The sequence below is a fragment of the Rhodospirillum sp. A1_3_36 genome, from assembly GCF_047263945.1.
Lineage (GTDB): Bacteria > Pseudomonadota > Alphaproteobacteria > Rhodospirillales > Rhodospirillaceae > Rhodospirillum.
In genome coordinates this window covers 49,780-69,817 of record NZ_JBLAVB010000004.1, presented here as the reverse complement: position 1 = coordinate 69,817, position 20,038 = coordinate 49,780, and the positions used below count along the sequence as shown (strand labels likewise).

Annotated in this window: 14 protein-coding genes; 7 read left to right on the top strand and 7 right to left on the bottom strand. The window is 61.3% G+C overall.

The window, feature by feature from the left end; all coding sequences use genetic code 11:
- The first annotated feature begins 321 nt into the window (after positions 1-321).
- Positions 322-2,238: an ammonium transporter gene (amt, locus tag ACLIRY_RS10875; protein ID WP_413205414.1), complete on the top strand. Its 1,917-nt coding sequence runs from the start codon at positions 322-324 to the stop codon at positions 2,236-2,238.
- Between the two features lie 220 nt (positions 2,239-2,458).
- On the opposite strand, the gene ACLIRY_RS10870 is transcribed toward amt, so the two are convergent.
- Positions 2,459-3,241, bottom strand: coding sequence for a YrhK family protein (locus tag ACLIRY_RS10870; protein ID WP_413205413.1), 783 nt, complete (start codon positions 3,239-3,241; stop codon positions 2,459-2,461).
- 351 nt (positions 3,242-3,592) lie between these two features.
- Between ACLIRY_RS10870 and ACLIRY_RS10865 the strand changes: the two genes are divergently transcribed.
- The 4 genes from ACLIRY_RS10865 (at position 3,593) to ACLIRY_RS10850 (ending at position 8,457) form a co-directional block, all read left to right on the top strand.
- Positions 3,593-5,605: a methyl-accepting chemotaxis protein gene (locus ACLIRY_RS10865; RefSeq protein WP_413205412.1), complete on the top strand. Its 2,013-nt coding sequence runs from the start codon at positions 3,593-3,595 to the stop codon at positions 5,603-5,605.
- A gap of 65 nt (positions 5,606-5,670) precedes the next feature.
- A complete protein-coding gene (locus ACLIRY_RS10860) occupies positions 5,671-6,177 on the top strand; it encodes a prolyl-tRNA synthetase associated domain-containing protein (protein ID WP_413205411.1) in 507 nt (168 codons plus the stop codon).
- Positions 6,178-6,314: 137 nt separating this feature from the next.
- The gene (locus ACLIRY_RS10855) at positions 6,315-7,718 is read left to right on the top strand and encodes an FAD-linked oxidase C-terminal domain-containing protein (protein WP_413205410.1); all 1,404 of its coding nucleotides are present in this window, start codon (positions 6,315-6,317) and stop codon (positions 7,716-7,718) included.
- 4 nt (positions 7,719-7,722) lie between these two features.
- Complete coding sequence (locus ACLIRY_RS10850) at positions 7,723-8,457, top strand: hypothetical protein (RefSeq protein WP_413205409.1); 735 nt, start codon at positions 7,723-7,725, stop codon at positions 8,455-8,457.
- A 410-nt stretch (positions 8,458-8,867) separates the two neighbouring features.
- Here ACLIRY_RS10850 and choX read toward each other — a convergent pair whose 3' ends face one another.
- From choX to betI, 4 genes are all read right to left on the bottom strand, one after another.
- A complete protein-coding gene (gene choX, locus ACLIRY_RS10845) occupies positions 8,868-9,818 on the bottom strand; it encodes a choline ABC transporter substrate-binding protein (RefSeq protein ID WP_413205408.1) in 951 nt (316 codons plus the stop codon).
- Between the two features lie 62 nt (positions 9,819-9,880).
- Positions 9,881-11,566: a choline dehydrogenase gene (gene betA, locus ACLIRY_RS10840; protein ID WP_413205407.1), complete on the bottom strand. Its 1,686-nt coding sequence runs from the start codon at positions 11,564-11,566 to the stop codon at positions 9,881-9,883.
- Complete coding sequence (gene betB / locus ACLIRY_RS10835; RefSeq protein ID WP_413205406.1) at positions 11,563-13,023, bottom strand: betaine-aldehyde dehydrogenase; 1,461 nt, start codon at positions 13,021-13,023, stop codon at positions 11,563-11,565. The genes betA and betB overlap by 4 nt, the downstream gene beginning before the upstream one ends.
- Positions 13,020-13,691 (bottom strand): transcriptional regulator BetI, encoded by a 672-nt coding sequence (betI, locus tag ACLIRY_RS10830; protein WP_413205405.1) that lies wholly within the window; start codon positions 13,689-13,691, stop codon positions 13,020-13,022. Before betI ends, betB begins: the two co-directional genes overlap by 4 nt.
- A gap of 302 nt (positions 13,692-13,993) precedes the next feature.
- Here betI and ACLIRY_RS10825 point away from each other — a divergent pair, with 302 nt between their 5' ends.
- Positions 13,994-17,470 (top strand): indolepyruvate ferredoxin oxidoreductase family protein, encoded by a 3,477-nt coding sequence (locus ACLIRY_RS10825; protein WP_413205404.1) that lies wholly within the window; start codon positions 13,994-13,996, stop codon positions 17,468-17,470.
- A gap of 89 nt (positions 17,471-17,559) precedes the next feature.
- Here the strand turns inward: ACLIRY_RS10825 and ACLIRY_RS10820 are convergent, their stop codons facing one another.
- Complete coding sequence (locus ACLIRY_RS10820) at positions 17,560-18,042, bottom strand: nuclear transport factor 2 family protein (RefSeq protein ID WP_413205403.1); 483 nt, start codon at positions 18,040-18,042, stop codon at positions 17,560-17,562.
- Between the two features lie 55 nt (positions 18,043-18,097).
- Entirely contained in the window at positions 18,098-18,997 is a 900-nt protein-coding gene (locus tag ACLIRY_RS10815; protein WP_413205402.1) for an alpha/beta hydrolase, read from the bottom strand.
- A gap of 108 nt (positions 18,998-19,105) precedes the next feature.
- On the opposite strand from ACLIRY_RS10815, the gene ACLIRY_RS10810 reads away from it, so the two are divergent.
- Positions 19,106-19,990: a LysR family transcriptional regulator gene (locus ACLIRY_RS10810; RefSeq protein WP_413205401.1), complete on the top strand. Its 885-nt coding sequence runs from the start codon at positions 19,106-19,108 to the stop codon at positions 19,988-19,990.
- The last annotated feature ends 48 nt before the right edge of the window (positions 19,991-20,038 follow it).

Sequence of the window (20,038 nt, the reverse complement as noted above, 5' to 3'; positions counted from 1 at the left end):
CAAACCTCGGACGCCCATGTCTGAATGATCCTTCGCCCGTGTTTCGGTGCCCCTGTTGACGGAGTCCTCTTTTTAACCTGCAAGCTCCATAAGGATAGCAGAGCCCTCTTCTCTGTCCAATTGTCTATGGAGTGTAGGGAAGAAATACCAAAATGAGCCCAAAGGAGGGTATTTTGTAAGAATTTGCCATATTTAGCAGGTGCGTCATCTATGCATTGATCCCTTTTCTGGATTCGTGCAATTCTTCAATCCATGTATAGTTCGTGAAATACCGTGTATTCACCTTAAAATACACGCAGCGATATTTTGGGGTATTAAGAAATGGAATCTCAAGCACTTGATGCGGACGTTCTTTGGGTGCTCATGTGCGGGTTTCTGGTCGCCCTCATGCAGGCGGGTTTCGCTTGTCTGGAAAGTGGCATGGTCCGCGAGAAGAACTCCATCAACGTTGCGATCAAGAATCTCGTCGACTTTTGCCTCACTTGCGCTTTGTTCACGGTCATTGGCTTTGGCTTGATGTTCGGACCAAGCTGGGGGCCGTTGGACGGTTGGGTGGGAAAGCCCTATTTTCCGCTGTCGGACTCCGGTGAGGCGGTTCATATCAGTTTCTTCATCTTCCAGGTCATGTTCGCCGGGACGGCGGCAACCATCATTTCAGGCGCCGTGGCCGAGCGCATGAGCTTCGTCGGCTATATGATCACCACGGTGATCATCGCCGGGCTTGTCTACCCCATCGTCGGTCATTGGATCTGGGCCGGAGGGGACAAGGGCGAGGCATGGGGCTGGCTGGGCCAATTGGGCTTCCATGATTTTGCCGGATCCACCGTGGTCCATTCCGTCGGTGGTTGGCTGGCCCTGGCCGCGATTTTGATCATCGGTCCGCGCATTGGTCGCTTCGGGCCCCTGGGCCGCCCTATCGAAGGCCATAACCTTCCCATGTCCACGCTGGGGGTGTTCCTGCTGTGGTTCGGTTTCTTTGGTTTTAACGGAGGCTCCACCTACGCGATCGATACCCGGGTGCCCGAGATTATTGCCAATACGGCTGTGGCAGGGGCGACCGGCGGATTGGCTGGTTTGATGCTGTCCTGGTTGGTCTGGAAACGGCCCCAGGTCGACCGCATCGTCAATGGCGTCATCGCCGGACTGGTGGCGTCCTGTGCCGGCTGCGATGTGATTTCCGGCCTGGATGCCATGGCCGTGGGGTTCGTCGCTGGAATCCTCTGCGTGCTGTCCATGCATTGGTTGGAGCAGCGGGAAATCGATGATGTCATCGGTGCGGTCCCTGCCCATCTGGTGGCCGGAGCCTGGGGGACCGTCGCTGTGGCCCTGTTTGCTCCGCTGGACGCCTTCGGTCCCGATGTGACCCGTTGGCACCAATTGTCCATTCAGGTCCTGGGCGTTGCCGTTTCGGGCTTGTTTTCCTTCGGCGTTGGCTACGCGTTGCTTTGGGGCATCAATCGGGTTTTGCCCCTGCGGGTCTCTGCCGAGGCCGAACGCATTGGTTTGAACGTGGCCGAACATGGCGCGACGACGGCCTTGCTGGACCTGATTACCCAAATGGACAGTCAGGCTCGGCAGGGGGATTTTTCCCGGGCCGTCACGGTCGATGCGGAGACCGATGCGGCCCATATCGCCGTCTTCTATAACGCGGTGCTCGACAAGTTCAACACGGAGACCGAGCGCCGCCACGTCGCTTTGGAACGCCTGAACCAGATCGCCAACCACGACGCATTGACCGGACTGGCCAACCGCCGCCGCTTCATGGAGCACTTGGGCCGCATCGTTCAGCGGGCTCGCCGGGGGGCGGCGGTGAGTGCGTTGTTGTATCTGGACCTGGATGGGTTCAAGCAGATCAATGATAGCTTGGGCCATGAGGCCGGGGACATGGTGCTGGTGGAGGCCGCCCACCGCATGAAGGCCTGTCTCCGGGATGAGGATATGCTTGCCCGCCTGGGGGGCGACGAGTTCGCCATTCTGATTGAAGGCGGAGAGGAGGCTGCGCTGAATGCGGGGGCCGTGGCGGAAAAGCTGTTGGATTGCCTCGTGGAGCCCATTCCGCTGAAGGATGCAACGGGGAAGGTCGGCGTCTCCATCGGCATTGCCTTGTTCGGTGGCCTGGGGTGGTCCGGTGAGTCCGAGGCGGTTTTGCGGGCCGCCGATCAGGCCATGTATGAGGCCAAGCTGGCAGGCAAAGGAACCTGGCGCCAAGCGAATGCATTCGAGTTGGAAGGGGGCTAGAGTGCTCCGAGATCAAGCTGGGCGACTGTGCGGCCACGGTACATGACAGTGTCTTTTATAGCCCGTCCCCCCCCGCCGGGGCCGAAAGGCCCCAGACCCCAGGCTGTTATTTTTAAAAGAAAAATGGGGTTTGGGGGCATCGCCCCCAAATGGGTTTGAGCTATCGCCCAAAAAAGACGAAACACTGTCGTGTACTGTGGAAAACATCTCCAGTTTCACTCTAAGCAGCTGTGTTTGGTGCGGGATTCGGTTCGGTGTCGCCTTTCCCCACCTGATCGCGCATCACCAACGCCGCCCGCCATGCGTTGAAGATGCCGCCGACCAGAAAGAGAATGCTTCCGGCCTCGTACAGCCAGACGAGATAGGTGAACAGGGTCCACTTGTCCCGGCCATTGGTCAGGGTCCAGAGGTAGGGGACGCTGGCCACGGCGAAGAGGACCGACCCCACGATGAAGGTGATGGCCGTCAGGTTCATCAGCTGCAGCCGTTGGGGTGAGCGGGCGTCGAGGATGCGCAACACGTTGATCCCCGCACCGACGACGAAGAGCAGGCTTCCGACAATGAAGCACCAAGCCCCGGCCTGAGCCATGTCGACCCAACTGAGGAAAAACAGGCTCCCCAGGATGAAGAGGAGGCTTCCCGTCCCATAGAGCAGGGCAGCGAAAAGCTCCAGGGCGAAGCCCTCCATCCGGTTCTGCCAGACCTGATTGTTGCGGATGACCTCCATCAGGTCATGGCCCGAAACCAGCAGGTAGAGCAGGCTTCCCAGCACGAACAGCCAAGCCCCCAGGTCCTGATAAGGGGACAGGGCCGGAAAGAATCCAATCGACCCCAGCATAAAGATCACCCCCCCAATCAAGTAGCAGACCGCATTGATGGTCTCCCAAGTTGCGTGTTTTTCAGAATTCAGGGGGTGATCCCCAGGGGCATAGACACGGGGTCGGTTGAGGAACATATGCGGCATGGCGCGAAGGGTCCGATTCCAGGGGCGAGATCCCTCCATCCTCCAGGTTCCGAGGCGGAGTGCAAGGGCATCTTTGTTTCTGCTCCGATCCGTCTGCGGTCACCTTTCCGTGATCACGCCAACAGTGACACTGTGAGCGTGGGTGTTCGAGGGAGGTGGGAGCCAGGGAGGAAGGGGCTATGGCCTTGGTAGACAGTCCTTTTTTAGGAATGGGTCTCATCGAGTTGGCTGTGGGATAGGCCGTAGGTTTCATGTCACTCCCTTAGGCCTACGCTGTGGCGTTGACTTTCCTGCCGTGTTCCTCACCTGATAAGTTCAGAATTGACGACTGCGGAAAGCGGCGCATGCTCTTGGACCCTGAGGGACGGGCGCAAAAGGAGAGGTAAAGAGATGGGCTTGAAGAATGTCCGCATTGCGCAGAAGATCGGTGGCGGCTTCGCAGTGATGATGGGGCTGATCCTGGTGCTTGGGATCCCTTCGGTCATTGCCTTTCACGTCATTGGGGCCGACGTGGCCACGTTGGTCGGACTGTCCAACCAAACCAAGAGCGCCGGTGAAATTCAAACGGAAGTGCTGCTGGGTGAGCGGGAAGCGTTGACCTATGCTTTGACTGGAGACAAGGGGGCATCGGAACGGGCCAATGGTCACTATGGAACCCTGGTTCAATTAATCGGTAGCATGAAGCGTGAGGCGGAGGCCGCAGACAACACGGTCCTGACCAAGAGGCTGGATGGATTGATGTCCGGAGTGGAGGCCTACTACAAAGGCTTCGCAGGTATTGTTGAAAAGCAGCAAATGCGCGAGGGACTGGAAGTCTTCCTCGGTACGATTGGCGATGGGATGTCCGACTCCCTACGCGAGGTCATGAAGGGGGCCGAGGCCACGGGGGATGCGACCTTGGCCTATACGGCCGGAACCGCCTTGGAAGACCTGATGTCCGCTCGGCTGGCGGTGAAGCAGTTCCAGATGAAGCCGGACAAGGAGAGCGAAGCTACGGCGCTTGATAAAATGGACGCGTTTACACGCAATATGACGTTCCTCATCTCCCAACTCAAGGGGGACGTGAAGAGCACGGCGGAGACCGCCCTGTCCGATCTGGATCGGTACCGAATGACCTTCACCGAGGAGGCGGAGGCCATCTATGCCCAGCAGACCCTGCGGCAGGGCGTGATGGCCGAAACGAGCACGCAGTTGGTTTCGGAGACGGAAGCCTTGATGGCCGAGGCCGTGACCAACCAGGGGCATCTGGGTGATGGTGTGCTTGGTGCGGTGCAGCAATCAACCCTGGTGGCGGTGGTGATCCTGATCGGCGCGGTGTCCTTCGGTGTCCTTGCGGCCCTGATGATCGGCAAGGGGATTGCCGGGCCGGTGCGGGCCATGACCCTGGCTATGAAGCGTTTGGCAGACAGGGACTTGGGCGTGGATATTCCCGCCACGGACCACGGCGACGAGGTCGGCGAGATGGCCCAGGCAATGGTGGTCTTCCGCGACAATATGCGCCGCGCTGAAGATTTATCCCAGGAGCAGGAAAGGCGCCGCGCCGCGCGGGAGGCCCGGTCCCGGCGGATGGAGGAACTGACCGGCCAGTTCGAGGGATCGGTGCGAGGTGTTCTCGATCAATTGGCGACGGCAACGAGCCAGCTCCAGGACACGGCAGAGCGGATGACCAGCATTTCCGAAGAAACCAATGGGCGCGCAGCCACGGTTGCGGCGGCTTCGGGGGATGCCAGCTCCAGCGTGGAAGGGGTGGCCGCAGCGACGGAGGAACTCTCCTCCTCCATTTCGGAAATCGGACGCCAAGCCCATCATTCCAGCGAGATCGCCGCACGCGCGACTGAGCAGGCCAGGAGCACCTCAACGGAGGTTCAGGGGCTGGCCGACGCCGCAGATCGCATTGGTCAGGTGGTGGGCTTGATTACCGACATTGCCAGCCAGACCAACCTGTTGGCGCTTAACGCAACCATTGAGGCCGCCCGGGCCGGGGATGCGGGCAAGGGCTTCGCGGTGGTGGCCAATGAGGTGAAAAGCCTTGCCAACCAGACCGCTCGGGCGACGGATGACATTGCCAAGCAGATCTTCGATGTGCAGACCCGCACCCGCTCCTCGGTCGAGGCGATTGGCGAGATCCTGGCGGTGATCGAGGAAGTCAGCGAGGTGGCCGACGCCATTGCCGCAGCAGTGGAAGAGCAGAACGCAGCGACTCAGGAGATCTCGCGTAATGTGCAGGAGGCCAGTCGGGGCACCATGCAAGTGGGCGACACCATCGAGGGGGTCGCCCAGGCGGCAACCGAAACCGGCGCCGCAGCCGCCCAGGTGCTGGCCTCTGCCGGGGATTTGGGCGCGCAATCCCGTTCTCTGTCGGAGACTGTGCGCGGGTTCCTTGATGGGGTGAAGGCGGCTTGAGCTTCCGTCCCGGGCCGGTTATGCATGGGGACCTTGTTTGTCCTTGACCCACCCGGAGGATCGCCATGCCCAAGGCAAGCCGCGCTGACTTGTTTTCTCGATTGGATGACCTGGGAATTTCGGTGGTCACGGAGGAGCACCCTGCGGTCTTCACCGTCGAAGAGGCCCAGGCCGTCTGCGATCATATCCCTGGGGTCCATAGCAAGAACCTGTTCATGAAAGATGCCAAGGGCCAGCTTTGGCTGGTGGTCTGTCCCCATGATCGGGATGTGGAGATGAAAAGCCTCCACAAACGCATCGGGTCAAAGCGCCTGTCCTTTGGCAAGGCCGAGCTGCTGGAGGAGGTCTTGGGGGTCACGCCGGGTTCGGTGACGCCCTTTGCGCTGATCAATGACCGGGAGCTTCGGGTCAAGGTGGTGCTGGATGCCTGGATGATGGAGCAGCCGATTCTCAACTATCATCCCCTGGAGAATACGGCGACGGTCACCATCTCCAATGGGGATCTGCTCAGGTTTATTGAGAGTTGTGGCCACGAGCCCCAAGTCGTCGATTTGGTTGCTCCCTTGGAATAGGGGATAGGAGGCACCGTCCTCTCGGCCCGTGCGGTGGCTCCTACTTGATATTGAGATAGCTCTGGCGACCGACCGGCCTTGTTGGGCTACCGGGGCTCTGCACCTTATGAAATATGAAAACCGTCAAGGAAATACCCATGTCCACCGCACCCACTCCCCTCGTCGAATGTGCCCTGCCGGACTCTCTGATGGCCGAGCTGCGTGCCCTGCTGGGGGACCGCCTGTCGACTGCGGCTGCGGTTCGCGAACAGCATGGACGGGATGAGAGCTACCACGAGCCCATGCCCCCCGACGCGGTGGCCTTCGTCCAATCCACCGAAGAGGTGGTCGCTCTGGTCAAAGCCTGCGCCGCCCATAAGGTGCCTGTCATCCCCTTTGGCACGGGAACCTCGCTGGAAGGCCATGTGACGGCCGTGCGGGGGGGAGTCTGTATTGACGTTTCGGGTATGAACAAGGTGCTGGAGGTCCGGACCGACGACATGGATGTCAGCGTTCAACCCGGGGTCACCCGCAAGCAGTTGAATGAATATCTGCGCGACACCGGACTGTTCTTTCCCATCGATCCGGGGGCGGATGCCTCCATCGGTGGCATGGCCGCCACCCGGGCCTCGGGCACCAATGCGGTCCGTTATGGCACCATGCGGGAAAATGTCCTTTCCCTGACCGTTGTTACCCCCGAAGGCCGGGTGGTGCGGACCGGACGGCGGGCGCGGAAATCTTCCGCCGGGTATGACCTGACGCGGCTGTTCGTGGGATCCGAGGGGACCTTGGGCGTGGTGGTGGAAGTGACCCTGCGCCTCCACGGTATTCCGGAGAAGATCGCGTCGGCGGTCTGCCCCTTCCCGGATGTGCGCGCGGCGGTGGATACGGTGATCATGATCATCCAGACGGGCATTCCCATTGCCCGGGTGGAGCTGCTCAACGCCGCCCAGATCGATGCGGTCAACCGCTACAGCAAGCTCAACAACAAGGTGGCGCCGACCCTGTTCTTTGAGTTCCACGGGACGCCGGGTCATGTGGCCGAACAGGTGGACATGGTTCAGGACATTGCCGGTGAGTTCGGAGGCTCTGATTTCCAATGGGCGGAAACCCAGGAGGACCGGGATCGCCTGTGGAACGCCCGGCACACGGCCTACTACGCCGCCCTCGCTATGCGACCGGGACACAAGGGGGTCAGCTCCGATGTCTGTGTGCCCATTTCCCGTCTGGCCGAATGCATCACCGAGACTGAGGAGGATCTGAAATCCTCTCCCTCGTTTACCACCATCGTCGGCCATGTGGGGGACGGGAATTTTCACGTCCTGGTGCTCATTGATCCGAACGACCCGGCGAGCCTGGAGGAAGCCCGAGCCATCAACGAGAGGGTGGTGGCCCGGGCCTTGGCCATGGATGGCACCTGTACCGGCGAGCATGGGGTCGGAACCGGCAAGATCGCCTATCTGGAGGAGGAACACGGTGAGGCCCTGGACCTGATGCGGCGGATCAAGCGGGCGCTCGACCCCGACGACATCATGAACCCCGGCAAGATTGTGCGTCTGTAAGCCCATGACCGGCTCAGGTCCCCCGCCCGTCTCCCTGATTGTTCCGGTGCTGGATGACAGTCCCCATTCTCCCTGGTCCATCCACACCCTATTGGAGGACCTGGTGGATATTCCCGGTGAGGTTATCCTGGTTCTCAATGATCCCCCCAACCAGGGGGATCTGATGACCCACCCCCGGGTGGACCATTGGTGCGCCAATTCCCGCAATCCGGGGGTGGCCCGGTCCTGGTCCATCGGCATGGCCCTGGCCACGCAAGAGACGGCGGTGATCCTGAACGCCGATTTGCGCCTGGAACGGAGCGCCGTAGAGACCATCGCCCGGGCGCTCCACGAATTGCCAGAGGCGGCGGTGGTGGGGCCGGAAGGGGCGCTGATCGATTTCACCACCCTGCAATCCGTCCGCCATCTGGCCCGGGGTGTGGCGACAGAGCCGACACCGGTCAATGCCGTATCCGGTTTTTTGTTCGGTTTGCGCCTGGATCGTCTGCGAGACAAGGGGATCGCCTTTGATACCCGGTACACACCATGCTTTTTTGAGGAAATCGACCTGGGTCTGCAAGTCTTGCGCGCCAATCTGCGCAGTTGGGTTGTACCCTGCGAGGGGTACCAGCATGACTGGGGCGTGTCTGGTAAGGATCCGGACACGGAAATCGCCTTTTTGGGGAGACGGGAAAGTTTGCGCGGCATTCGAAACCGGGCGGAGGCCCTGTTTCGGGAGAAATGGGCCGAGGTGATCTAGCAGGTTTCTCTGTGCCCAGGGTAGACGACAGGGGATGGTTTCCCGTCACGGGGCTTTGCCCCGTCCCCCACTGGGGCCGAGAGGCCCCAGACCCCGGGCAAAAAAAATGGGGGTTTGGGGGCATGTGCCCCCAAATGGGCTTGGGCTATCGCCCAAAAAACACGAGATACTGTCGTGTCCTGTGCTTTGTGCCGCTCCGAAGTAAAACAACGTATTCTTTAGAGCAAATCCCGAGCAATCTGGAACAGAGTGCGACGGGCGGAACGCGGGCCGTAGGCGTGACGATTTGCTTCAATGTCAGAGGGTTAGAGCACAGAGAAACGTGCATCCCTTAGCGTGAAAACGGGGATGACGATCCAGAAAATGGGTGGGTGGGCCCTCAGTGACCAAAGAGCCCACCCGCAGCCAGTTTACTTGATCCCGAGGGCGGCCTTCACTGCGGGCAAACCGGGCTTGCCGTCCAGGGTGGTGACCCCCTCCAGCCAGGGCTCGATCATGGCCGGGTTGGCCGCCAGGAAGGTCTTCGCGGCCTCTTCGGCATCCAGCTTGTGGTCCATGATGCCCCCCATGATGATGCTTTCGGACTCCACCGTGAAGGACAGGTTCTTGAGAAACTGGGCGACGTTCGGGCAGGCCTCGGCATAGCCGTGCCGAACCAGGGTGTGCACCGTGGCGCCGCCCTGGTTCGGACCGAAGTATTCATCGGCGCCGGTCAGGTAGTTGATCTCCATCTTGGTGTTCATGGGATGGGGAGCCCAACCCAGGAAGGTGATCCACTCCTTGCCTTCCGTGGCACCCTTGGCCTGGAGTAGCATGCCGGCCTCCGAGCTTTCCACCAACTGCCAGTCACCCAAGCCGAAGGCGTCGGCGTCGATCATCTGCTGGATCAGAAGGTTGCCGTCGTTGCCAGGCTCGATGCCATAGATCTTGCCGCCGAACTGGTCCTTATGGGCGTCCAGATCGGTGATGTCCTTCACGCCGGCATCGTAGACGTAGCGGGGAACGACCAGGGTGTATTTCGCCCCTTCCAGGTTGGTGTGCAGATCGTCGAAGGCGGCGTCCTTCAGCTTCTCCTCGACCATGCCCTTCATCGAGGGCATCCACAGGCCGAGGAAAACGTCCAGGTCCCCCTGCTCCAGGCCGACGAAGGTCAGGGGAACGCTGGTGTTCTTGACGTCCGGGGTATAGCCCAGGGCCGTTAGCACCAGGGATGCCGCGCCGGTGGTGGCCTGGATGTCGGTCCAACCCACCTCGGAAAACCGCGGACTGGCGCAGTCCTCCGGGTCGGCGGCCAGGGCCGGGGAGGCGATGGAGGCGGTCAAGGCGGTGGCCGCGAGGGCCGAGGTCAGGAAGCTCTTCAAGGTCTGGATCTCCTTTTGGAATGGCGTCTCTTGTGGATGGCGTCTCTTCTCGGGGTCCAGGGTCAGCGCCGCGTTTTATTCAGGTCGTCGGGGGTATGGTAGGGCGCGAGGTCCGGCGGCGACGGCTGACGACCCCGGATCACGTCGGCCAATTTCTCAGCCATCATGATGGTCGGTGCGTTCAGGTTGCCGGACACCACGCTGGGCATGATGGAGGCATCGACGATCCGCAAACCGTCGAGCCCGTGGACGCGGCCCTTCGCGTCCACAACAGCCATGGGCTCGGTGTCCGGTCCCATGGCGCATGTGCAGGAGGGGTGATAGGCGCTTTCCACCATCTTCCGGGCGTAGGCATCGATATCCGCGTCGGAGGTAACGTCGGGACCGGGGGCCAATTCCCCGTCGTTGAAGGGGGCAAAAGCGGGCTGGTTCATGATCTCCCGGGTCAGCTTGATGCCGTCCCGGAATTCCCGCCGGTCCCGCTCGGTGGAGAAATAGTTGAACAGGATCCGCGGCTTGTCCTTGGGATCGGCGGAGCGGAGTTTCACCCAGCCCCGGCTTTCCGGTCGCATGGGGCCGATATGAGCCTGATAGCCATGGACATTCTGCATGCCCGAGCCATCGTAGGAGGCGGCCACGGGCAGGAAGTGGTATTGCAGGTTGGGATGGGGTACCCCGGGTTCGGAGCGGATGAAGCCTCCGGCTTCGAAATGGTTGGTGGCGCCGGGACCGGTGCCCCGCAGCAGCCATTCCAGGCCGATGGGAAGTTGCTTCCAGGGCTTCAGAACGCCGTAGAGGGTGTCCTTGGTCTTGCACTTATACTGGACGTAGATCTCCGGATGGTCCTGGAGATTCTTGCCCACGCCTTTTAGATTATGATGGACCTTCACACCCAGGGCGGCGAGCTCCTCGGCATCGCCGATGCCCGAGAGCATCATCAATTGCGGCGAGTTGAAGGCGCCGCCCGAAAGGATCACCTCGCGGCTGGCGCGGACCTCGGTCAGGGTGCCCCGGACAGAGGCTTGCACACCCACGGCCCGGCCCTTTTCCAGAAGGATCCGGGTGGTCAGGGTCCTGTCGGCGAAGGTCAGGTTGGGGCGTTTCAGGGCCGGTCGCAAATAGCCCATGGCCGTGCTGGAGCGCCGCCCCTTGCCCACGGTCATATCCATGGGGCCGACGCCTTCCTGTTGAAAGCCGTTCAGATCATCGGTTTCCGGATAGCCCGCCTGCACGCCGGCCTGGATGAAAGCCTGGTAGAGGGGGGACCATTGGGTCCCTCGCGTCACCTTCAGGGGGCCGCCGACGCCGTGGTAGCGGTTGGGGCCGACCTGGGGGAAATCCTCGCATTTCTTGAAGTAGGGCAGGCAATGGGCGTAGCCCCAGTCGGGGTCCCCCGTTTCCTCGGCCCAACGCTCGTAGTCCAGGGCGTGGCCGCGGATATAGCACATGCCATTGACCGAGCTGGAGCCGCCCCAGACTTTTCCGCGCGGCTGGTACATGCGACGGTTGTCGACGAAGGGTTCCGGCTCCGTCTCATAAGCCCAGTTGAAGGTGGTGGTCTTCAGGGGCCAGGCGAAGGTGGCGGGCATATGGATATAGAGGCTGAGGTCCCGCTTTCCGGCCTCCAACAGCAGAACGCGGACGTCGGGGTCCTCTGTCAGGCGGTTGGCGAGGACGCAGCCCGCCGACCCGGCGCCGATGATGATGTAATCGTAGTCCTTGGCGAGATCCTGGGCGCGCGCTGTCATTGGTAGGGGTTCTCCAGGGGCTCGGGTTCCACATAGATGCTCTTGACCTGGGTCACATGCTCAATGGCGGCCCGGCCATTTTCGCGGCCAAGGCCCGACTGTTTGGACCCGCCGAAGGGCATTTCCACCGGTGTGATGTTGTAGGTGTTGATCCAGACCACACCAGCCTCCAGTCGGGCGGCGACCCGTTGGGCGCGGGTTCCGTCCCGGGTCATGACGCCCGCCGCCAAGCCGAAGGGCAGGCTGTTCGCCCGGACGATGACCTCGTCCTCTTCGGTGAAGGTCAGCAGGCTCATCACCGGGCCGAAGATTTCCTCGCGGCAAATGGTCAGGTCATCCGACGGGCAATCAAAGACGGTGGGCGCGACGAAAGCGCGGCCCGCCAACGCGGGATCGGAGGGCGTCCCGCCGCCGGTCAGACAAACGGCCCCCTCGGCCTTGCCCTTTTCGATATAGGACAGGACCTTGGCGTGGTGCTCGGGGGAAACCAGGGGACCCATCTGCACCTTGGGATCCAGGGGGTCGCCCAGGAGGATCCGCTCTGTCCGAGGAATGAGCCGCTCCAGGAAGGCCTGTTTGATGTCGGCGTGGACGAAAACCCGGGTGCAGTTGGTGCAGATCTGACCGTTGGTATAAAAATTCCCCATCATGGCCGCGGCCACGGCGCTGTCCAAATCGGCATCGGGGAAGATCACCAGGGGCGATTTTCCGCCCAGTTCCAGGGTCACATGCTTGAGGGAGGCCGCGCTGGCGGCCATCACCGCCTTGCCCGTACCGACTTCGCCGGTGAAGGTGATCTTGGCGATTCCCGGATGGGCGGTGAGCATCTGGCCCACGGCGCCATCGCCCTGCACCACATTGAAGACACCTGGGGGCAAGCCCGCATCGGTGAAAATCTCCGCCAGGATATAAGCGGACAGGGGGGTGAGTTCGGCGGGCTTGAAGACCATGGCGTTGCCCGCAGCCAGGGCCGGGGCGGCCTTCCAGGCGGCGATCTGGAAAGGGTAGTTCCAGGCGCCAATGCCGCCGACCACGCCCAGGGGTTCGCGCCGGGTGGAGAACCAGGGGCCGCCCAGGTCGACACGCTCTCCGCCGATGGAGGGGGCCAGCGCGGCGAAGTATTCCAGGCAGTCGGCTGCAGAATCGACGTCAGCTTCGGGGGTTTCGGACAGGGGTTTGCCGCCGTCCAGGCTCTCCATTTGGGCGATTTCATCCCGAACGGAGCGGATCAGGGCGGCGGCCTTGGCTAACACCCGGCCCCGTTCCGTCCCGCTCTTCGCCGACCAGAGGGCGAAACCCTGCTGGGCGGCGGAAACGGCGGCGTTCACGTCGGCCTCGGTGGCAATCTGGACGGTGGCTAAGGGCTGATTGTCGAAGGGGTTCCGTGTCTCGAAGACCGCCTCCCCGGAGGCGGGGCGGTAGCCTCCGCCAATGTAAAGCTGTCTCGGTTCGGTCATGGTTCACTCGCTTGTTCGTTATGACGGGCCAGGGGGGGCGGAACAGGGGGGGCGGTTTGGTACGGGTGCGTCAGGTGACCCAATTCGGCCTCAAGGGTGCGCAGGGCCAGGCCCAAGGTGCGATCCGGATCAACGCCGCCATTGTCAAGGGCCGCCCGCAGCCACAGGCCGTCGATCAGGGTCGACAGGACCAGGGCGATACGACGGACCTCCTCCTCCTTGTTCGGGATCCCGTCGGGGATCAGGTCGCGCAAGGGGTGGCGCAGGTTGCTGGTCAGTCGGGCGGCATTGATCCGCTGGATCCGCGCCAAACGGGGCGAATGGTTCACCCGCGCCCAGAAGGACAGCCAGACCGCACTCGTATCAGGGCGGAACTGCTCTGCCGCCAGATTGGCGGCCATGATCGCCGTGATCCGCTCCATCGGGGTCTTGGCGTCCCGCAGACGGTGGGCCTGCTCCTGGCCCAGCCTGTCGCCGATGTGGCGCATGGTGGCTTCCATCAGTTCCGCCTTGTCGGCGAAGTAGTGGGAGACGATGCCCGCCGTCAGTCCCGCCCGCTTGGCGATACGGGCCAGACTGGCACTTTCCAGGCCGTCCTCGTGGATGGTCTGGATGCAGGCGCGGATCAAGTCGTCGCGGCGCCGGGTTTTGAGGCTTGGTCGTCCCATGACCAAAGGTATCTCATAAATTGATTGGTTATTCAATCAATTTATTCGGCTCGGTTTTTTGGGGCATCTCGTTCTGGATCTTCCCTGTCGTGATCGGGGCAATAGACGACATTTGCTTTCCCTAAACGGAAAGAAACCGGCCTTTCCTTGCGTTTTAGGGCAGGATTATTGACGCATGTTGCGAAATTCCAGGGGCTTCCCACATCATGAGATGAAGAAGAACGCGCACCCGAAAAAGGGGCGTATCGTGGCAGGAACGGCCCGGTGGATCTCCCGATCCCCAGCGGCCAAGGGAGTCCGACATGACCATCGACACCAAGGTGACCCTCGACGACAAGTATGACCTGGACCAGGGCCGGGCCTTTATGACGGGCACGCAGGCGCTGGTGCGCCTCGCCCTGATGCAGCGGCAGCGAGACATCGCCGCAGGGCTCGACACCCGAGGCTTCATCTCGGGGTATCGCGGGTCTCCGCTTGGGGGCTTCGACAAGGAACTCTGGCGGGCCCAGTCCTGGCTGAAAGACGAGGGCATCGTCTTCAAACCCGGCGTCAACGAGGATCTGGCCGCTACGGCCGTCTGGGGGACCCAACAGGTGGGGCTTTTTCCCGGGGCCAAGCACGATGGCGTTTTCGGCATCTGGTACGGCAAGGGACCGGGTGTGGATCGCTCTGGCGATGTTTTCAAGCATGGCAACAATGCGGGCTCCGCACCCAAGGGAGGGGTGCTGCTGCTGGCGGGAGACGACCACGCGGCCAAGTCCTCCACCGCCGCCCACCAGTGCGAATACACCTATATGGACGCGATGATTCCGGTCCTGCACCCGTCGGGCATCCAGGAGCTGATTGATTACGGTCTGTTGGGTCTCGCCATGAGTCGCTATTCCGGCTGCTGGGTGGCCATGAAGGTGATCGCCGAGACGGCGGATTCCTCCGCCTCCGTGCTGGTCGATCCGGCGCGTTTGTCGTTCGTCGAACCCGATGACTTCCCCATGCCCGAAGGGGGTCTGCATATCCGCTGGCCCGACCCGGCCCTCCAGCAGGAGGCCCGGTTGATGAATCACAAGCTTTATGCCGCCTTGGCCTTCGCTCGGGCCAACAAGATTGACCGGGTGACTCTGGATAGCCCCAACCCTCGGCTCGGCATCGTGTCCACGGGAAAAGCCTATCTGGACGTTTGGCAGGCCTTGGAAGACCTGGGCATCGACGAGAGGATGGCCGCAGAAATCGGCCTGCGGGTCTACAAGGTCGGCATGCCCTGGCCGTTGGAGCGGGAGGGGGTCCGCGCCTTCGCCGAAGGGTTGGACGAGATCCTGGTGGTCGAGGAAAAACGCGCGGTCGTCGAGAACCAGCTCAAGGAGCAGCTCTATAACTGGCGGGAAGATGTCCGTCCCCGCGTTGTCGGTAAGAAGGATGAGCAGGGGGATTGGCTGCTACCCAGCGCGGGCGAGTTGACCCCGGCCAAGGTAGCGCGGGCCATCGCCAGCCGGGTGGAGCAATACGTGACCTCTCCTGGGATCCGCCAGCGCCTGGACTGGCTGGAAAAGAAGGAAGCCCTGCTCGCCACCCCCAAGGTCTCGACCAAGCGTCTGCCCTATTACTGCGCAGGCTGTCCCCACAACACTTCGACCAAGGTGCCAGAGGGCTCCCGGGGATTGGCGGGCATTGGCTGCCACTACATGGTTACCTGGATGCCCGAGCGGAACACGGCGACCTTCAGCCAGATGGGCGGCGAGGGCGTGGCCTGGATTGGCCAACAGCCCTTCTGCTCCGACGAGCATGTTTTCGTGAACCTGGGCGATGGCACCTATTTCCACTCGGGCCTGCTGGCCATCCGGGCTGCGGTCGCCGCGAAGGTGAACGTTACCTATAAGATCCTGTTCAATGACGCCGTGGCCATGACCGGGGGTCAGCCTGTTGACGGGACGATTTCCGTCGATGGCATCTCCCGCCAACTCGAGGGTGAGGGCGTGGGCAAGATCGTCATCGTCTCCGACGAACCGGACAAATATCCGATCGGAACGGTCTTCGGCCATGGGGTGACCATCCGTCACCGGGACGAACTGGACTCGATCCAGAAGGACCTGCGGACGTTTCCGGGCGTGTCGGCCATTATCTACGACCAGACCTGTGCCGCCGAAAAGCGGCGGCGGCGGAAGCGTGGCCTGATCGCCGACCCGGACAGGCGGATTTTCATCAACGATCTGGTCTGCGAGGGCTGCGGCGATTGCGGCACGGAATCCAATTGCGTGGCCGTGGTCCCCAAGGAAACGGAATACGGGCGCAAGCGGGCGATCGACCAATCGGCCTGCAACAAGGACTTTTCGTGCGTGAAGGGCTTCTGCCCCAGTTTCGTCAGTCTCTCCGGTGTCACCCCGCGTAAACCCGAGAAGGTGGGCGCAGTCGAATTCCCCACCCTGCCAGAGCCCCTGCTTCCCAGCCTGGACATCCCCTATGAGGTGGTTGTGACCGGTATTGGCGGCACGGGCGTGATCACTATCGGCGCTCTGTTGGGCATGGCTGCCCATCTGGAAGGCAAGGGCGTGAGCGTCCTCGATCAGGCGGGCCTGTCCCAGAAGAACGGCGCGGTGACGACCCATGTGCGCATCGCCAGGGATCAGGGTGCGATCCACGCCGTGCGCATCGCCGCTGGCAACGCCGACCTGCTGCTCGGCTGCGACGGCTTGGCCTCGGCGAGCTTCGACGTACTGGCCAAGGCCCGGGCGAGGACCACCGTTGCCGTGGTCAATTCACACCAGATCATGACGGCGGACTTTACCCAGAACCCGGACATGCGCTACCCGACCCAGGAACTGACCGAGGCCATCGAGGGAACCACCCTGGAGGCCCATTTCCTCGATGCGACCGAGCTGGCCACCCAGGCCATGGGTGATTCCATTGCCACCAACCCCTTCATGATGGGCTACGCTTGGCAGAAGGGCCTCCTTCCGCTCTCCCTCGACGCCTTGGAGCGCGCCATCGAGTTGAATGGCGTTGCAGTCAAGGCGAACAAGGAGGCTTTCCTATGGGGGCGTCGGGCCGCCCATGATCTGGAGGCGGTCAAGACTCTCCTCGCCGACGGACGCGGAGCGATCGCCGAGCACGAGCATCTGTCGGAAACCTGGGAGCAGCGGGTGGCCCGGCGGGTTGGGACCCTGACCGCTTACCAGGATGCGGCCTATGCCGCCCGCTACAGGGCCCTGATCGACCGGGTGGCGGAGACGGAGCGCCGTGCAGCTCCCGGGCGCGGCATGGCGTTGACGGACGCCGTGGCCCAGGCCGCTTTCAAGCTGATGGCCTATAAGGACGAATACGAAGTTGCCCGCCTGCATACCGATGGCCGTTTCGCCGAAGCCATCGCCAAGCAGTTCACCGGGAAGCCCAAGGTGACCTACCACCTGGCGCCCCCCTTGATGAGCCCCCGGGATCCCGTGACCGGCCGCCTGCGCAAGCGCGAATTCGGCGCCTGGATTCGGCCCTTGCTCAAGGGCTTGGCCGGCCTGAAGGGGTTGCGCGGCTCAAGGCTCGACATCTTTGGCTACACGGCCGAGCGCAAGCTGCAACGCCGCCTGATCGGGGAATACGAGGCAACCGTGGAGACCCTGCTGGCCAACCTCTCCCTGGACACCCACGCCTTGGCCGCCGAAATCGCAGCCCTGCCGCTGGAGATGCGCGGTTTCGGCCATGTGCTGGAGGCAAATGTGGAGAAGATCAAGGCCCGGGAAGCGGAGCTGCTCGCGGCTTATGTGGCCCCCGCACCGACGGTGTCTGCGGCGGAGTAGGGAACACCCTGGGGCGTTGTCCCACACCCCGCCGGGGAGGCAGGGCCTCCCCGGACCCCGCCATGGGGTCGCAAAATCATCGGAGGCCATCACATCTCTGAGGGTTTCGTTGCCTCTGGTCTCGGTCGGGCGCGGTCTTGAGCGATGGTGGGAAGGCTGGTATTGCCTGATTGATATTTGAAGGTCAGCGTCAGTGCGCAGATCTTCCAACCCGTTTCGTCTCGCACCAACCCGATGGTGTAGGTGCCGACGACGACCCATATGGGGTCGTTATCCACATTGTCGATGAAGTGCGTCGCCGTGACGTGACAGGTTACAGTAGCCTGAGAGTCCGAGACGCTGAGATCGAGGTTGCCCAGTTGGTGATGGGTGTGATCAAAGCCGGGAAGAATGCTCTTCCAGCCCGCCAAAATGTCAGAAGGCAGCAGATCTGCGGCAGGGCCTGCACCCATACTGGAGTAATCCAGATGGAACGGTGTCGTCATTAGGGCCTCTGCGGTGCTCCAGTCGCGTGTATCAATGGCTGAAAAGTACTTCTCGATAGTATTGGTGATTTCAGTACTGTTTGTCATGTCACTTTTCCTTTGGCCTTTACGGCGCTTTCTGCCAAACGATGATGAAAGACGGTTAGGTATTGAAGAAGGTGCTGACAGCGTCGACGGAGGCCTTTACAACATCAGCGCGATCATAGAAGTCAAATTGGGTGACATCGGCTCCAAGCCAAAGCCGTTCGAGCGGAGCGGTCATGCGTGCTTCGTAGGCGTCAACACAGGCAGGTATCGCGATAGAGGGAGATCCAACGATGAAAAGCGGCTTGGTCAAACGGTCGGCTGAAACCTGGGCGTCATAGGTCAACCAGGGTTTCCAGCTCAGGGTGTTGAACGCATTGTCCCATGCCGGGATCAACCCGCGATTTTCTTCCGTATAATAGGGCGCCTGATACATAGGGGAAGTGTCATCCGTGGCGCTAGCGCCCACGAGGATCGCTTCTTCAGCGCCAGCCGCTATCAGCGATTTGATCGCCTCCGGACCTCCGTAGACGGCTTCGGCGAGAGCCTGGTTGTGTAGCCAGGGGGCCACAAGGGCGACCTTGCGCAGGCTTTGGTTATCTGCGGCCACTTCAGCCATATAGCCGGACGAGGCACAGATACCCAAGCCAAACACCGCTTGATCGTTGATCTCCACCAAATGGGCCATGAAGGTGACTGCGGCATGGATGTCTGTGATTTTTTGGGGCGGGTCCTCCACACAGCGCGGGGCGCCGCCACTTTCTCCCCAACCGGTGAAATCGAACGCCAGGGCCGCATAGCCATGGGCAGCCAAGGCGCGGGCATAGGTGCCCGCCATCTGTTCCTTGACGGTGGTCCATGCACCGGTCACAACCACGCCGGGATGGGGGCCATTTGCTTGTTTGGGCGTATAGAGTGTGCCGACCAGGCTCACGCCATCGCTGTCAAAAGTAACGGTGCGCTGGATCACGCCCTCTAAGTGAGGTGTGTTCTGAAGGTTGATGATTTGATGGGGCATTTTGGTCTCCGTCGGTTTGTATGATGGTCCCGTGGAAGAGGTCTACCCAAAGTCCGACTTATCATTAATGCCCTGTTTTTTAACCTCTCTCATGTATGAGATCGAATAATGAGATTGCCGTTGCCGATGATTGAGGTTTTTGAGGCCATTGCGCGCGAAGGCAGCCTGCGTGGGGCAGCTGACGCGCTTGCTCTGAAGCCGTCTACGGTGAGCCACCAACTCAAAAGTCTGGAGGACCGCCTTGGGACAGAACTTTTTATCCGCTCTACACGATCAATCAGCCTGACAGAGGCGGGCCGGACCCTGTTTCGTGGCGCGAGTCCGGCCTTTGAACAGCTGACAGAAGCTTTCGAAGCCGCGCGAACGACGGGTCACACAGCGCGCGGCCGGTTGCGGCTTACCGTTCCCATGTTTGCCTACGAGCTTGTCGTTGCAGAGAAGCTGACGGACTTCATGGCCCTGTATCCGGACATTGAAATAGAGATGTCTTTCACAGATGCGCTCGAAGACATTCTGACGGAAGGGATGCATGCTGGCTTTCGTCTTGGCAATCTGGTGGACCAAGATATGATCGCCGTCCGCTTAACAGGAAAGCTTGCCGTTGCGACAGTGGCAAGTCCACAGTACTTGGCTGAAAACGGGACGCCAGACACCCCCGACGCGCTGCTGAATCATATGTGTTTGCGGTATCGATTCAAGAGCTCTGGGCGTCTTGCACCGTGGCTTTTCGACAGCGGTGACGGACAAAAAGAGGTAGCGGTTGGTGGCAAGCTGATCGTCAATGATCTCGGTGTCCTGGTGGACATGGCAAAACGGGGGCGAGGTCTAGTCTACCTGTTTAGAAATTATGTGACCGAAGAGTTGAACTGCCGTGCGCTCGTGGAAGTCCTGTCTCCCTTTGCTCCGCAGATACCGGGCATTCACATCTACTTTCCGCGGGAGTACAGAAATATGTCTGCTCTGAGACTATTCGTCGAATTTCTTAAAGCATGAAAAATAGAACCAAATGGGGCTTTGCCTATTCCTGAGAAACGAATGGGA

Excerpts from the sequence above, each read along its gene's own strand:
- amt (WP_413205414.1), top strand. The coding sequence starts at position 322 with ATGGAATCTCAAGCACTTGATGCGGACGTTCTTTGGGTGCTCATGTGC.
- ACLIRY_RS10870 (WP_413205413.1), bottom strand. The coding sequence starts at position 3,241 with ATGGAGGGATCTCGCCCCTGGAATCGGACCCTTCGCGCCATGCCGCAT.
- ACLIRY_RS10865 (WP_413205412.1), top strand. The coding sequence starts at position 3,593 with ATGGGCTTGAAGAATGTCCGCATTGCGCAGAAGATCGGTGGCGGCTTC.
- ACLIRY_RS10860 (WP_413205411.1), top strand. The coding sequence starts at position 5,671 with ATGCCCAAGGCAAGCCGCGCTGACTTGTTTTCTCGATTGGATGACCTG.
- ACLIRY_RS10855 (WP_413205410.1), top strand. The coding sequence starts at position 6,315 with ATGTCCACCGCACCCACTCCCCTCGTCGAATGTGCCCTGCCGGACTCT.
- ACLIRY_RS10850 (WP_413205409.1), top strand. The coding sequence starts at position 7,723 with ATGACCGGCTCAGGTCCCCCGCCCGTCTCCCTGATTGTTCCGGTGCTG.
- betA (WP_413205407.1), bottom strand. The coding sequence starts at position 11,566 with ATGACAGCGCGCGCCCAGGATCTCGCCAAGGACTACGATTACATCATC.
- betB (WP_413205406.1), bottom strand. The coding sequence starts at position 13,023 with ATGACCGAACCGAGACAGCTTTACATTGGCGGAGGCTACCGCCCCGCC.
- betI (WP_413205405.1), bottom strand. The coding sequence starts at position 13,691 with ATGGGACGACCAAGCCTCAAAACCCGGCGCCGCGACGACTTGATCCGC.
- ACLIRY_RS10825 (WP_413205404.1), top strand. The coding sequence starts at position 13,994 with ATGACCATCGACACCAAGGTGACCCTCGACGACAAGTATGACCTGGAC.
- ACLIRY_RS10820 (WP_413205403.1), bottom strand. The coding sequence starts at position 18,042 with ATGACAAACAGTACTGAAATCACCAATACTATCGAGAAGTACTTTTCA.
- ACLIRY_RS10815 (WP_413205402.1), bottom strand. The coding sequence starts at position 18,997 with ATGCCCCATCAAATCATCAACCTTCAGAACACACCTCACTTAGAGGGC.
- ACLIRY_RS10810 (WP_413205401.1), top strand. The coding sequence starts at position 19,106 with ATGAGATTGCCGTTGCCGATGATTGAGGTTTTTGAGGCCATTGCGCGC.